At 56.9% G+C, this 13,230-nt stretch carries 16 protein-coding genes; 12 read left to right on the plus strand and 4 right to left on the minus strand.

Annotation, left to right across the window (positions count from 1 at the left end; all coding sequences use genetic code 11):
- Window positions 1–16 precede the first annotated feature (16 nt).
- The 5 genes from V6936_RS02380 to V6936_RS02400 all read left to right on the plus strand — a co-directional run bounded on the left by V6936_RS02380 (window position 17) and on the right by V6936_RS02400 (window position 4,947).
- Window positions 17–766 (plus strand): electron transfer flavoprotein subunit beta/FixA family protein, encoded by a 750-nt coding sequence (locus V6936_RS02380; protein ID WP_003799165.1) that lies wholly within the window; start codon window positions 17–19, stop codon window positions 764–766.
- Window positions 767–1,696, plus strand: coding sequence for an electron transfer flavoprotein subunit alpha/FixB family protein (locus tag V6936_RS02385; RefSeq protein WP_003799166.1), 930 nt, complete (start codon window positions 767–769; stop codon window positions 1,694–1,696). It abuts the gene before it with no gap.
- A 108-nt stretch (window positions 1,697–1,804) separates the two neighbouring features.
- Complete coding sequence (locus V6936_RS02390) at window positions 1,805–3,622, plus strand: acyl-CoA dehydrogenase (RefSeq protein ID WP_003799168.1); 1,818 nt, start codon at window positions 1,805–1,807, stop codon at window positions 3,620–3,622.
- A 183-nt stretch (window positions 3,623–3,805) separates the two neighbouring features.
- Window positions 3,806–4,447 (plus strand): peroxiredoxin, encoded by a 642-nt coding sequence (locus V6936_RS02395; protein ID WP_003799170.1) that lies wholly within the window; start codon window positions 3,806–3,808, stop codon window positions 4,445–4,447.
- A gap of 305 nt (window positions 4,448–4,752) precedes the next feature.
- A complete protein-coding gene (locus V6936_RS02400; protein ID WP_003799172.1) occupies window positions 4,753–4,947 on the plus strand; it encodes a hypothetical protein in 195 nt (64 codons plus the stop codon).
- Window positions 4,948–4,978: 31 nt separating this feature from the next.
- Here V6936_RS02400 and V6936_RS02405 read toward each other — a convergent pair whose 3' ends face one another.
- Together V6936_RS02405 and V6936_RS02410 are read right to left on the minus strand one after the other, a co-directional pair.
- A complete protein-coding gene (locus V6936_RS02405; protein WP_003799173.1) occupies window positions 4,979–5,749 on the minus strand; it encodes a lipoate--protein ligase family protein in 771 nt (256 codons plus the stop codon).
- On the minus strand, window positions 5,746–6,021 hold the full coding sequence (locus V6936_RS02410; RefSeq protein WP_003799175.1) for a lipoate protein ligase C-terminal domain-containing protein: 276 nt from the start codon (window positions 6,019–6,021) through the stop codon (window positions 5,746–5,748). Before V6936_RS02410 ends, V6936_RS02405 begins: the two co-directional genes overlap by 4 nt.
- A gap of 274 nt (window positions 6,022–6,295) precedes the next feature.
- Here V6936_RS02410 and rplS point away from each other — a divergent pair, with 274 nt between their 5' ends.
- The gene (gene rplS / locus V6936_RS02415) at window positions 6,296–6,670 is read left to right on the plus strand and encodes a 50S ribosomal protein L19 (protein WP_003799181.1); all 375 of its coding nucleotides are present in this window, start codon (window positions 6,296–6,298) and stop codon (window positions 6,668–6,670) included.
- A gap of 153 nt (window positions 6,671–6,823) precedes the next feature.
- The gene (locus tag V6936_RS02420; protein WP_003799183.1) at window positions 6,824–7,495 is read left to right on the plus strand and encodes an NUDIX hydrolase; all 672 of its coding nucleotides are present in this window, start codon (window positions 6,824–6,826) and stop codon (window positions 7,493–7,495) included.
- A 79-nt stretch (window positions 7,496–7,574) separates the two neighbouring features.
- On the opposite strand, the gene rsgA is transcribed toward V6936_RS02420, so the two are convergent.
- Complete coding sequence (rsgA, locus tag V6936_RS02425) at window positions 7,575–8,474, minus strand: ribosome small subunit-dependent GTPase A (RefSeq protein ID WP_003799185.1); 900 nt, start codon at window positions 8,472–8,474, stop codon at window positions 7,575–7,577.
- On the minus strand, window positions 8,471–9,718 hold the full coding sequence (locus V6936_RS02430) for a M48 family metallopeptidase (protein ID WP_336579328.1): 1,248 nt from the start codon (window positions 9,716–9,718) through the stop codon (window positions 8,471–8,473). Before V6936_RS02430 ends, rsgA begins: the two co-directional genes overlap by 4 nt.
- A gap of 43 nt (window positions 9,719–9,761) precedes the next feature.
- Between V6936_RS02430 and orn the strand changes: the two genes are divergently transcribed.
- From orn to paaD, 5 genes are all read left to right on the plus strand, one after another.
- Window positions 9,762–10,307 carry an oligoribonuclease gene (gene orn, locus V6936_RS02435; RefSeq protein ID WP_003799188.1) on the plus strand — a complete coding sequence of 182 codons (546 nt, stop codon included), beginning with the start codon at window positions 9,762–9,764 and terminating at the stop codon, window positions 10,305–10,307.
- Window positions 10,308–10,577: 270 nt separating this feature from the next.
- Window positions 10,578–11,570, plus strand: coding sequence for a 1,2-phenylacetyl-CoA epoxidase subunit PaaA (gene paaA, locus V6936_RS02440; protein ID WP_336579329.1), 993 nt, complete (start codon window positions 10,578–10,580; stop codon window positions 11,568–11,570).
- 94 nt (window positions 11,571–11,664) lie between these two features.
- Entirely contained in the window at window positions 11,665–11,949 is a 285-nt protein-coding gene (gene paaB / locus V6936_RS02445) for a 1,2-phenylacetyl-CoA epoxidase subunit PaaB (protein ID WP_003799192.1), read from the plus strand.
- Window positions 11,950–11,957: 8 nt separating this feature from the next.
- Window positions 11,958–12,722, plus strand: a complete 765-nt coding sequence (paaC, locus tag V6936_RS02450; protein ID WP_003799193.1) for a 1,2-phenylacetyl-CoA epoxidase subunit PaaC — start codon at window positions 11,958–11,960, stop codon at window positions 12,720–12,722.
- 5 nt (window positions 12,723–12,727) lie between these two features.
- The gene (gene paaD, locus V6936_RS02455) at window positions 12,728–13,228 is read left to right on the plus strand and encodes a 1,2-phenylacetyl-CoA epoxidase subunit PaaD (RefSeq protein WP_003799195.1); all 501 of its coding nucleotides are present in this window, start codon (window positions 12,728–12,730) and stop codon (window positions 13,226–13,228) included.
- The last annotated feature ends 2 nt before the right edge of the window (window positions 13,229–13,230 follow it).

Raw genomic sequence — 13,230 nt, forward strand, 5'->3', positions numbered from 1 at the left:
CACTGGAGAACATTACATGAAGGTGTTAGTACCCGTGAAACGCGTAGTTGACTATAACGTCAAGGTGCGCGTGAAATCCGACCAAACCGGGGTGGACATTGCCAATGTGAAAATGTCCATGAACCCTTTTGATGAAATCGCCGTCGAAGAGGCCACCCGCCTCAAAGAAAGCGGTGCTGCCACTGAGGTTATCGCCGTCTCTTGCGGTGTGGCGCAAAGCCAGGAAACCTTGCGTACGGCCCTGGCTATCGGTGCTGATCGGGCCACTCTGGTGCAAACCGATGCAGAACTGCAGCCCCTGGCTGTGGCCAAGTTGATCAAAGCCGTCGTGGACAAGGAGCAGCCTCAGCTTGTGATCCTGGGTAAACAGGCCATTGACGACGATGCCAACCAGACCGGCCAGATGCTGGCCGCCTTGCTGGACTGGCCTCAAGCCACCTTTGCCAGCAAAGTGGAGGTGGCGGGCGATAGCGTTTTGGTCACGCGTGAAGTGGACGGTGGTCTGGAAACGCTAAAGCTCAGTCTGCCTGCCGTGATCACGACGGACCTGCGCTTGAACGAGCCTCGTTACGTGACACTTCCCAACATCATGAAGGCCAAGAAAAAGCCTTTGGAGACCCTGACACCCGAAGAGCTGGGTATTGATGTGACGCCCCGGATCAAGACTCTGAAAGTGACCGAGCCCCCAGCGCGGGCCGCTGGCATCATGGTGCCCGATGTGGCTACGCTGGTCGAGAAACTGAAGAACGAAGCGAAGGTGATTTAAATGGCTATCCTTGTTATTGCCGAGCACGACAATCAGCAGCTCAAGGCTGCAACACTCAATGCCCTGGCTGCCGCTCAGAAGATCGGTGGCGATATTCATGTTCTGGTTGCCGGTCATCAGGCCGCCGGTGTTGCTCAGGCGGCTGCCCAAGCCCAGGGGGTCAGCAAAGTGCTGTTGGCCGATGGCCCAGCGCTGGCTGAAGGCCTGGCAGAAAACGTGGCTGCCCAGGTGTTGGGCATCGCCTCCAACTACAGCCATATTCTGTTCCCGGCAACGGCCTCGGGCAAGAATATCGCCCCTCGTGTGGCGGCCAAGCTGGATGTGGGCCAACTGTCGGATATTTTGTCCGTTGAGTCCGCTGATACCTTCACCCGCCCCATTTACGCAGGCAATGCGGTGGCAACCGTTCAGTCCGGCGACGCTGTCAAAGTCATTACGGTGCGTACCACGGCCTTTGATGCAGTGGCCGCTGAAGGTGGCAGTGCTGCTGTCGAGGAATTGACGGCGGTGGCTGACTCGGGACGTTCTGCATTTGTCAGCCGTGAAGTTGCCAAGAGCGATCGCCCTGAACTGGCCGGTGCCAGTGTGGTGGTGTCGGGTGGCCGCGGTTTGGGTAGTGCCGAGAACTTCAAATTGCTGGACGGTCTTGCAGACAAGCTGGGTGCGGCATTGGGGGCATCTCGTGCCGCCGTCGACGCCGGCTATGCCCCTAATGACTGGCAAGTGGGACAGACGGGCAAGATCGTCGCCCCTCAGCTTTATGTGGCAGTCGGTATTTCGGGCGCCATCCAGCACCTGGCTGGCATGAAGGACTCCAAGGTCATTGTGGCGATCAATAAAGACCCTGAGGCGCCGATTTTCGGTGTGGCCGACTACGGTCTGGTTGCAGACCTGTTCGAAGCGGTGCCTGAGTTGGAAAAAGCGCTCTAAGCGCCTATCGGCCTGCTGGATTTTTTTCCAGCAGGCTTTTTTCAGTGCGTATATTCCCAGGGGACTGCTTGCCGTGTCGGTCCTTTTCGTTTCTGTGTAGGAGTGTTCATGACGTATCGTGTACCCACCCAAGACATCCGCTTTGCTCTGACAGAGCTGGCTGATCTGCCTGGTGTGCTGGAATTGCCTGGCTTTGAGGATTTCTCGGCCGAGTTGATCGATGCCATTATTGATGAGAACGCCCGTTTCGTTGAGCAGGAAGTAGCGCCGTTGAACCGCGCCGGAGATCAGAATGGCGCCAAGTGGAATGACGGTGTGGTCACGACGACACCCGGGTTTAAGAAAGCCTTTGAGGAATTTGCAAAAGCCGGTTGGCAAGGACTGCAGCACGAAGCCGAGCTGGGCGGGCAAGGTCTGCCCAAGCTGATCGGTGCTGTGGCGTGTGAAAATATCAACGCTGCCAACCTGGCCTTTTCTTTGTGCCCTTTGCTGACCGATGGGGTGATTGAGGCCGTGTCCATGGTGGGCTCGGACGAGCAAAAAACCCGCTTCCTGCCCGCCTTGCTTGAAGGCCGCTGGACCGGGACCATGAACTTGACTGAGCCCCAGGCCGGTTCCGATCTGGCCCAGGTGGCCAGCCGTGCGGTTCCTCAGGATGATGGTAGCTACCGCATCAGCGGCCAAAAGATTTTCATCACCTACGGTGAACATGATATGGCCGAAAACATCATTCATCTGGTGTTGGCTCGTACCCCGGATGCACCGGCCGGTGTGAAGGGGATTTCGCTATTTATCGTGCCCAAGTTCCTGGTGAACGAAGATGGGTCTTTGGGTGCCCGCAACGACGTCTGGTGTGCCTCGCTGGAGCACAAGCTGGGTATCCATGGCAGTCCGACTGCCGTGCTGCTGTATGGGTCCGGTAAAGGCGAGGTGGGCGAGGGCGCGGTCGGCTACCTGGTGGGCAAGGAAAACGAAGGCCTGAAGTACATGTTCATCATGATGAATGCCGCCCGTTATGCGGTAGGTGTGCAGGGTATTGCCGTGGCCGAGCGCGCCCTGCAGCAGGCTATCGGGTATGCCAATGATCGTGTCCAGGGTGCCCCCTTGAGCGGTGGCAAGGCGGTTTCAATTGCCCATCACCCGGATGTCCAGCGCATGTTGATGCAAATGCGTGCGCTGACCGAGGGATCGCGCGCGTTGGCTTATTTTGCCGCTGGCGTCAATGACAAGGCGCGCCATAGCGCGGACGAAAACGCTCGCAAGCGGTATCAGGCCCTCTATGAGTTCCTGGTACCCGTGGTCAAGGGGTTTAGCACCGAGATGTCTCTTGAGGTGACCTCCCTGGGAGTACAGGTGCATGGTGGTATGGGCTTCATCGAGGAAACCGGCGCAGCTCAGCATTACCGTGACTCCCGCATTTTGCCCATCTACGAGGGGACGACCGCCATTCAGGCCAACGACTTTATCGGTCGCAAGGTGTTGCGTGATGCGGGTGCGGTTATTCAGGGCCTGGCCCCTGAACTGGGTGCCACCGTGGCCAAGCTGCGTGAGCGCGCCGCCCAGGATGGCGAACACAAAGCGGCGTTGACACTGATCGCAGATCGGCTGGAAGCCGGGGTGAAAAGTGTGGAGCAGGCTGCCACCTTTACCTTGATGAATGCGCAAAAAGATCTGGCTGCCGTTTTCCTGGGCAGTGTGCCCTTCCTGATGCTGTCCGGTTATGTGTTGACTGGCTGGCAGATGGCCCGTGCCGCGTTAGCGGCCGAGAAGGCATTGAGTGAGGGCAATCAGGACCCATTCCTGCGCCGCAAGCTGTCTACCAGCGTGTTTTTTGCCAGCCACTTGCTGCCGCGCGCGACGGCTCTGGCGCATTCCGTGGCGGATGGGGCGCACTTGACCCCCTACCTGTCGCCCGAGCTGCTGTAAGCTCTCAAGGCGTGCAGTGCAAGGCCCGTTTAGCCGCTTTGGCTATCGGGCCTTTTTAGGTATATTGATATGACTTTTAATTATTTGAAGCGCTGTCTTTATACTGACAAAATCATCTGACTAGTCCTGATTATTCAAGTCGGTGATCCCTTGATCGCCACTGCATTTAGAAAGAGGAACATAATGGCTACACTTCGTCTGGGCGACCTGGCCCCTGATTTTGAACAAAAATCCTCCGTTGGCACTATCAAGTTTCACGAGTTCCTGGGTGATAGCTGGGGCGTCTTGTTCTCCCACCCAGCCGACTTCACGCCGGTTTGCACGACCGAATTGGGCTACACCGCCAAGCTGGCCGACGAATTTGCCAAGCGCAACGTGAAGGTGATTGCTGTCTCCGTGGATGATGTGGATTCCCACGGCAAGTGGATTGACGACATCAACGAAACTCAACACACCACGGTGAACTTCCCCATCCTGGCCGATGCTGACCGTAAGGTATCGGATCTGTACGACATGATTCACCCCAACGCCAGCACCACGGTGACGGTTCGTTCGGTGTTCATCATTGACCCGGCCAAGAAAGTCCGTCTGATCATTACTTACCCTGCCAGCACGGGCCGTAACTTCAACGAAATCCTGCGCGTAATTGACTCTCTGCAATTGACTGACAGCCACAGCGTGGCCACTCCGGTTAACTGGGAAGATGGCGACGACGTGATTATCGTTCCAAGCCTGAAAGACCCCGAAGTGTTAAAGCAGAAGTTCCCCAAGGGCTACACCGAGATCCGTCCTTACCTGCGTGTGACGCCTCAGCCCAACAAGTAAATATTGCGCTTAGGTTCCGACAAAAAGCCCTCGTGCCATTGCGGCACGAGGGCTTTTTTGTGGGTCTTGCAGGAAGAGTTGCCGCACAGAACGACTGTGTAAAGTGCTGGGTTAGCGTGGCTTGCGAGCCCCGAAAACTCGTGGGAGAGGTATGGCAGGATTGGTAGTGAATGGGCTGTGACTGGCGCCAGGACCAGGTTTCAGCTGCTCAGTGGGGCAGGCGCAACATCACTGCAAGCGCTGATTGCACTAAAGGCTGGTTTTAAGTACAGTACTGTATAAGAAAACAGTAAACGGAGTTAGCCATGTCCCGTCCAAGCCGTCATTACCGTCCTCAAGCCACTCCTCGTTTCCGGGGCCCAGTACGCTCCGCGGCTTCGTCCAGCCCGTTCACCCAGCCTTTGTCGTTCAAGGCCAAGGTGATGGATGTGTGTTTGGTTGCCGTGTGGGGTGCCAGTATTCCCGGCTTGCTGTGGTTGGGCAGCATGGGTGGGTTTTAAGGCCACGCCCGTGTGCTGCTCCAAGGGGCGATCAGGGCACCAGCTGTGTCCAGTCGTTTGACAGGAAGCGGTCGCGGGCCAGTTTTTCGGCCTGTTCCAGTGTCGATGTATCCAGTGTGCTGGTTTTGAGGGCCGTTTTTTTACGAAAAGCATCCAGCATGGCCTTAATCACCGCTTCACGGCTCATGCCCGTTTGACTGCGGATAGGGTCCACCCGTTTTTTGGCACTGGTGGTGCCTTTGTCAGACAGTTTTTCCTTGCCGATGCGCAGGACTTCCAGCATTTTGTCGGCATCAATGTCGTAGGCCATGGTCACATGGTGCAAAACCGCATTGCCACGGCGTGCCTGGGCTGCGCCACCGATTTTTCCGCCTGCGCTGGTGATATCGTTTAGGGGCTGGTACCAGGCATCAATGCCAATGTCGCGCAGGGCCTCAATCACCCAGGAATCCAGAAACTCGTAGGATTCTTGAAACGTCATGCCGGCAACAAACTGCTTGGGCACGCTTAAAGAGTAGGTAATGGTGTTGCCCGGTTCGATGAACATGGCGCCCCCTCCGCTGATGCGCCGTACGACTCGAATGCCATGACGGGTTGCAGCCTCAGCTTCAATTTCATTGCGCAGGGACTGGAATCGTCCGATGACAACCGCAGCTTCTTGCCACTCCCAGATGCGCAGGGTAGGGGCGCGGGTGCCCTCGCTGACTTCCTGGGTAATGATTTCATCCAATGCCATGTGCAGAGCAGCAGGCTGCGGCTCCATATGGATCAGTTCCCAGGGCAATTCGTTCCAACCTGTCATGCCAGGGCCCTCCGCACGACTACGCCAATAGCCTGTGGGTCCAGACCGAACATTTCAACCTCGGCAGGCAGAGCGCGGCTGACGTAAGCGGCAATTTCTTCGGCACTGCTGTTGACGGACAGGCCTTGCAAGGCCTGATTGATCAGACCCAATGCTTCGGGGGGTTCCAGAAAAAAGTCGCCGCTCAGTCGTGCTTGTTCGATCATATTGTCTTTGACATCCAGATCGACCACGACCAGCTTGCCGCCAGGAACTTTGTATTCAGCATGCATAGACGGTGTGTCCTTTGATAGGCGCGGACCCTTTTGGGCAAAAGGGAGGGCTAAGCGAGTAAGCAATCGCTCGTGCTGCGTTTAATACAGGGGCAGGATGCCCAAAGTGTCGTATTTTAGCGTAGTTAAACGCGCAGGGACGCATGGGCACGCTGTCAAAAAATTTGGTCATTCACAATATTTACTGGTAGAATCGTGGGCTAATCATTTTTCATCCTCTGTCAGCGCGATTCTTATAATGTGTGCGGCTGATACGATGGTTTTGGAGTCAATCGTGGATTTGATCGCTATTCTTGAGCAAGAAGAAATCCAGCGCCTGACCGGTGGCAAACTGCCTCCCGAGTTCGGTCCTGGTGACACCGTTGTGGTGAACGTAAACGTGGTTGAAGGTACGCGCAAGCGTGTCCAGGCTTACGAAGGCGTGGTTATTGGCCGTCGCAACCGTGGTCTGAATTCTTCCTTCATCGTTCGCAAGATTTCTTCTGGCGAAGCCGTTGAGCGTACATTCCAGCTGTATTCCCCTCAGATCGCCAGCATCGAAGTCAAGCGTCGTGGCGCTGTTCGTCGTGCTAAACTGTACTATCTGCGCGATCGCTCGGGTAAAGCCGCTCGCATCAAAGAAAAACTCGTTCGTCGTTCGGGCAATTAATTTCCCAGCGAACAGCGATGCAAAGGCACCCAGGCGGGTGCCTTTGTTTTTATGTGGGATCACATACCAGTTCTTATGGATAAGCCTCGTATCAGGCCCGTTATCGTTCCTGGATTCGACCCTCGCAGCCAACCCCTGGTTGCATTAGACCCTTTGCCTGATTTGCCTGCGCAAGCCCAGCAATTGGATTTTCTGCGTAGCGCTTTTTCCCAGCCCATACAGTGGCAGGTCGAGCCTTTATTTCGCAGTTCGTTTTATCCCGAGTTTTTGCCCGGTTCCATGAATGTGCGCTCCGCCGTCTGTATTGGCGTGATGCAGCGACCCGAGGGGCCTACCGTCATTTTTACGCGCCGGGCCATGCACCTGCACAACCATGCCGGGCAGATCAGTTTTCCTGGGGGGCGTATTGAGGCCTCGGACCTGGGGCCGGTGGAAGCCGCCTTGCGTGAAACCCAGGAAGAGATCGGTATTGAGCCGCGCTTTGTGCGTTATCTAGGCCAGCATCCCATTTTTGTCACCAGCACCCAGTTTGCGATGCGTCCTGTTATTGGTGAGCTGCAAGAGGGCTTTCAGGTGCTGCCTGACAGTTCCGAGGTCGCCGAAGTCTTTGAGGTGCCCCTGTCAGTCCTGCTGGACCCGCAGCGTCATCAATTGCATCATGCGGATTTGCCCGACGGGGCGGGTCGCTATTACTTTTCGATTCCGTGGGGGCCTTATTTTATTTGGGGCGCCACCGCGGTCTTGATTCGCAATCTCTACCACCATCTGTCCGCCGCCTGGGTGCAATTGTCTGCCGGCGGGGATACGCGCGCCACAGGTCTGTAGTCAGGCTGGGCGGTCGATCGCTCCGACGCCGAATCCCGCTTTCACAAAACAGCGCGTTTTGCCTCTCCCCCTTGTTCTTTTAGTAGCGGGGTTTGTTTTCGTGTTCGGCCAGCAAGCGCTGGTACAGCGCGTGACGCTCAGGGTGAATGCTGCCCGCCTCGATGGCCGCCAGCACGCCACAGCCTGGCTCATGCCTGTGGGTGCAGTTATAAAAGCGGCAGGATTCCACGGCTTTGCGAAAGTCGGGGAAGCCGTGAGCAATATCTTCTTGCGTCATATGCGACAGGCCAAAGGCCTGGAAGCCGGGGCTGTCGATCAGGTCGCCGCTATTGGGCAGGTGATAGAGACGGGTGCTGGTGGTCGTGTGCCGACCTGCCCCCAAGGCTTGCGAGTATTCCTGGGTCAGTGCGCCTGCATCCGGAACCAGGGCATTGAGCAATGTGGATTTGCCCATGCCACTCTGACCGAGCAGTAGCGTGCGTTTGTTCGCCAGCCAGGGAGCCAGTGCTTCCCGGGTCTGTTCGGGTTCCAAGGCCACCATTTCTAAAATAGGCACCCCCAGCGCGGCAATCGGAGCCAGTTTGCGTCGGGCGCGCTCCAGATGCGTGCCCAGGTCCGCCTTGTTCAAGATAATGACCGGATCAATATCCACGCTCCAGGCGGCAACCAGCGCTCGCCCCAGCAGGTCTTCGGAATAGGCGGGTTCGGGCGCCACCACGATCAGGAGCTGATCGATATTGGCGGCAAATTGCTTGGTACGGAAGTCGTCAGAGCGATACAGCAAATTGCGCCGCTCCTGTACCTGCTCAATGGAGCCTTCGCCTTTGGCCTGCATCATGACATCGACCTGGTCGCCCACCGCAATCCCCGCTTTTTTTCCACGCGGGAAGCATTTGATGGTTTGGCCATCGGGCAGCTCGACAAAGTAGTGGCGACCGTGGGCGGCGGTCACCAGACCGCTAATGGTTGTGGATGTCATGCCAGGCTTTTCAGGTGTCGAATGCGATCAATCGCGTTGGGGTGGCTGTCGTAGAAGGCAGAGTGTAGCGGATCAGGTGTCAGCGTTGCAGCATTGTCGTTATAGAGCTTGAGCAAGGCGCTGATCAAGTCCTGGGCACCACTGTGCTGGGCCGCAAAATGGTCGGCCTGATATTCGTCACGGCGTGAGAGCAGGGTGCTCAAAGGACCCATCCAGAAGGTAAAGGTGGGCACCACCATAAAGAACAGGATCAGAGCCAGCGCATCATTGGGGCGGCCTAGTTGAGGGATGACACCCAGGCCGGTGTAAAAGCCCACTTTGCCCCAGGCCCAGCCTGCCAGCAGGAAAAAGACCAGCGATGTCAGCACACTGATCAAGAGGCGGCGTTGTATATGCCGATGCTTGAAGTGGCCCAGTTCATGCGCCAGCACGGCCTCGACTTCTTCGGGCTGGAGTTTGTTGAGCAAGGTGTCAAAAAACACGATACGTTTTTGGCGCCCTAGCCCGGTGAAGTACGCATTGCCGTGGGCGGAGCGGCGCGAGCCATCCATTACGTACAAGCCACTGGTCTGGAAGCCACAACGTTGCGCCAAAGCGTTGATGCGATCCCGCAGGCCGGCATCTTCCAGTGGTTTAAACGTGTTGAAGAGCGGGGCGATAACACGCGGGTACAACCATAGCACCAGTAGATTGAAGGCCAGCCACAAGCCCCAGCCATACCACGGCCAGGAGGGTCCGGCCCAATCCATCAGGCTGAGCAGGGCGGCGCACAGGGGTGTGCCCAGCACCAAGATGATGAGCAGTGTTTTGGCGGTATCCGCAAAAAACAAGGCAGGTGTCATGCGGTTAAAGCCAAAGCGCGCCTCCAGTACGAACTTGCGATACCAGGCAAAGGGCAGGCCGACCAGACCCATAATCGCCAGCACGGCGCCAATCAGGGCAAGCTGCCGCAGCAGTTCGTGGCTGATCCAGTGGCCCAGGGTGATATCCAGCCATTGCAAGCCACCCAGCAAGGTAAAGCCCAGCAACACCAGGGCTTCCACCAAGCGTTCGCTCAAGCCCAGCCGTGTGCGTGCAATGGTGTAACGCGCCGCGCGCTGATGACTATGCAGGCCGATGCGTTCGGAAAACTCGGCAGGCACCTCGTTCTGATGTCGATAAACGTGCCGGATCTGCCGCAGACCGAGATAAAAGCGCAGCAAAACGTCTGCCAGCAGAAAGATAATGAACAACAAAGTCAGCATGGAGGCGGCTATATGTAAAATGGGCGTTTTGAGGAATGATTATATGGCGGTTCACACACAGCGTCTGGTCTGGCTCGATATGGAGATGACAGGACTGGACCCGGACAAAGAGCGCATTATCGAAGTTGCGGTCGTGGTAACAGAAGCAGACTTGACCCTGGTAGCCGAAGGCCCGGTTCTGGTGGTTCATCAAAGCAACACATTGCTCGATGGCATGGACGCCTGGAACAAGGGGACACATGGCCGCAGTGGCCTGATCGACAAGGTCAAAGCGTCGACCCTGACTGAAGCGCAGGCCGAGGATCAGTTGCTGGAGTTTCTGAAAGAGCATGTACCAGCGGGCAAGTCGCCCCTGTGTGGCAACACCATCAGCCAGGACCGTCGTTTCATGTACCGCTACATGCCCCGCCTGGAGGCCTTCTTCCATTATCGCAATCTGGATGTCAGCACCTTGAAAGAGCTGGCTCTGCGTTGGAAACCCGACGTCGTTAAAAGTTTCGTCAAGCAAAGCCGCCACGAAGCCTTGGCCGACATTTACGAGTCCATCGACGAACTTAAACACTACCGCGAGCATTTCATCCGCCTGTAAACACAGCGCGCCGGTCAAGGCGCAAGCGCGTTAAGCGCGTCTGCCAGGGCAGGCAAGGGCATGCGGGCGGGACCAAAACCGAGGGCAGCGATTTATCGCACCTCGGTTTTTTTACGTCTAAGTATTTACCCTTAAAGTATCCGTTTCCGGGTTATATGATACGGTTTTGCGATTGACATCACATTTTTCGTATTAAATAATGAAGTGTATATGGTTTGCGTCAAAACAAAATTTTGTTGAACGCTTTCAGTACTCTTACCGGGGATGGTCATGTATGCACAACTTGTAGAGACAGGCGTCAAGCAGGTCCGGGATATCGAGCAGATGTCCGACGAAGAGCGTCGGTTTCAAGAGCGCATCGATGAGGGTGTCCGCATCGAAGCTAGGGACTGGATGCCCGAAGCCTATCGCAAAACCCTGGTGCGCCAGATTTCTCAGCACGCGCACTCCGAGGTTGTCGGGATGCTGCCCGAAGGCAACTGGATTACCCGCGCTCCTTCGCTCAAGCGTAAAGCGATCTTGATGGCCAAGGTGCAGGACGAGGCCGGTCACGGTCTGTATCTGTATAGCGCTGCCGAAACACTGGGTGTCAGCCGTGACAAACTGGTCGATGACCTGTTGTCGGGCAAAGCCAAGTACTCCAGCATTTTTAATTACCCCACCCTGAATTGGGCCGACATCGGCATGATCGGCTGGCTGGTTGACGGCTCGGCCATCATTAACCAGATTCCCTTGTGCCGCTGCTCTTACGGTCCTTACGCCCGTGCCATGGTGCGGGTATGCAAGGAAGAGTCTTTCCACCAGCGCCAGGGTTACGATCTTTTGATCCAGATGTGCCTGCATGGCACCCCGGAACAGAAGGCCATGGCGCAGGACTCCATCAACCGTTGGTGGTGGCCCGCGCTAATGATGTTCGGCCCCTCCGATGCAGACTCCACCAACAGCGCCCAGTCCATGCAGTGGAAGATCAAGCTGTTCTCGAATGATGAGTTGCGCCAGAAAATGGTGGATCAGACTGTGCCGCAGGCCGAGTATCTGGGCCTGACCATTCCTGATCCTGATCTGCGCTGGAACGAAGAGCGCGGCCACTACGACTTTGGCGAGATTGACTGGGATGAGTTCTGGGCGGTGATCAAGGGCAATGGCCCCTGTAATCGTGAACGACTCCAGGCCCGGGTGGACGCCCACGAAAACGGCGCGTGGTTCCGTCAGGCACTGGATGCCCATGCCCAGAAGCAGGAAGCCATCCGCAAGGTGGCCTGATCCCTAAGGCCAGGAAACCGTGACGGTTTCTGATCCGATCCGATTCGCAGTCCGCGCAGTAAGAGCGCGGCTGCACAGCAAGGAATTTTCAGTTATGAGCAAGAACGATTGGCCCCTGTGGGAAGTTTTCATTCGCAGCCAGCATGGTTTGGCTCACAAGCATGTAGGCAGCCTGCACGCGCCGGATGCCGAAATGGCCATTAACAATGCGCGTGATGTCTATACCCGCCGTAATGAAGGCGTGAGCATCTGGGTGGTGCGTGCTGCCGATATCGCGGCCTCCAGTCCGGGTGACAAAGGGCCGCTGTTTGAGCCCTCCAACACCAAGGTCTACCGTCACCCTACCTTTTTCCCCATGCCTGACGGCATCAATATGTAGGAATCGGTATGGACAAAGCCCTGTTTTCCTACGCCCTACGCATGGGCGATTCCACCCTGGTGCTGGCTCAGCGTCTGGGTGAGTGGACTGGACATGGCCCGGCTCTGGAAGAAGAGCTGGCCTGTGCCAATACCGCCCTGGACCTGTTGGGTCAGGCCCGCATGTGGCTGACGCTGGCCGGCGAGACCGAAGGCCAAGGCCGCGACGAAGATCGTCTGGCCTATCATCGTGACGCTCACGAGTACACCAACTATCTGTTGGTCGAACGTGAGAACGGTCACTATGGCGATACCTTGGCGCGTCAGTTTCTCTTTGATGCCTGGCACTGTTTCTTGCTGGAGCAGTTGCTGCAATCCACCGATGAGCAGATTCGGGCCATCGCCCAGAAAGCGCACAAGGAAGTGCTGTACCACTTGCGCCGCTCGACCGATCTGATCGTGCGTCTGGGTGATGGTACTGCCGAGAGCCACAAGCGCATGCAAAAAGCGATAGATGATGCCTGGTTCTATCTGGGTGAACTGTTCCTGGATGATGAGGTCACCCAGGAGCTGGCTCAGCGTCAGGCCGTGCCCTTGATGGCCAGCCTGTGGCAGCCCTGCCTGGAGTACATCCGGACCGCCCTGGAGCGCGCTACCTTGCGTTGTCCAGCCGAACAGGATGCCCAGCACAAGGCATACCGTGGCGGCCCGCAAGGCCGTCATACGGAAGCGTTAGGGTATCTGCTGGCGGAAATGCAGCATCTGCCACGTATGTACCCCGACGCCACCTGGTGATCGTCATGACACAGACCTGGAGCACCGAGCAAGTCATGCAGATACTGGCCACGGTTCCAGATCCGGAGATCCCCGTGATCTCCTTGCTGGACCTGGGCATTGTGCGTGACGTGAACTGGGAGGAGGGCGTGTGCGTGGTCACCATCACACCGACGTACTCTGGTTGTCCGGCGATGTACGAGATGAGCCACTCGATTGAGCAAGCCTTGCAGCAGGCCGGCATCGAGCAGGTTCGAGTCGATACGAAGTTGTCGCCGGCCTGGACGACCGATTGGATGAGTGAGCAAGGCAAGCTGGCCCTGCGTGATTACGGTATCGCTCCCCCGGCCCAAAGTGCAGTTGATATTTCTGGTTTGCTGCGCCAGCCCGAGGCGCCCGTGGTGGCCTGTCCTCAGTGTGGCTCCACGCATACACGGGTCATCAGCCAGTTTGGCTCGACGCCGTGCAAGGCGCTGTACCGCTGCATCAGCTGTGGCGAACCATTCGATTACTTTAAGGCGCATTAGTC

This window comes from Alcaligenes sp. CHO6, assembly GCF_037120595.1.
GTDB classification, from domain to species: domain Bacteria; phylum Pseudomonadota; class Gammaproteobacteria; order Burkholderiales; family Burkholderiaceae_B; genus Alcaligenes; species Alcaligenes ammonioxydans.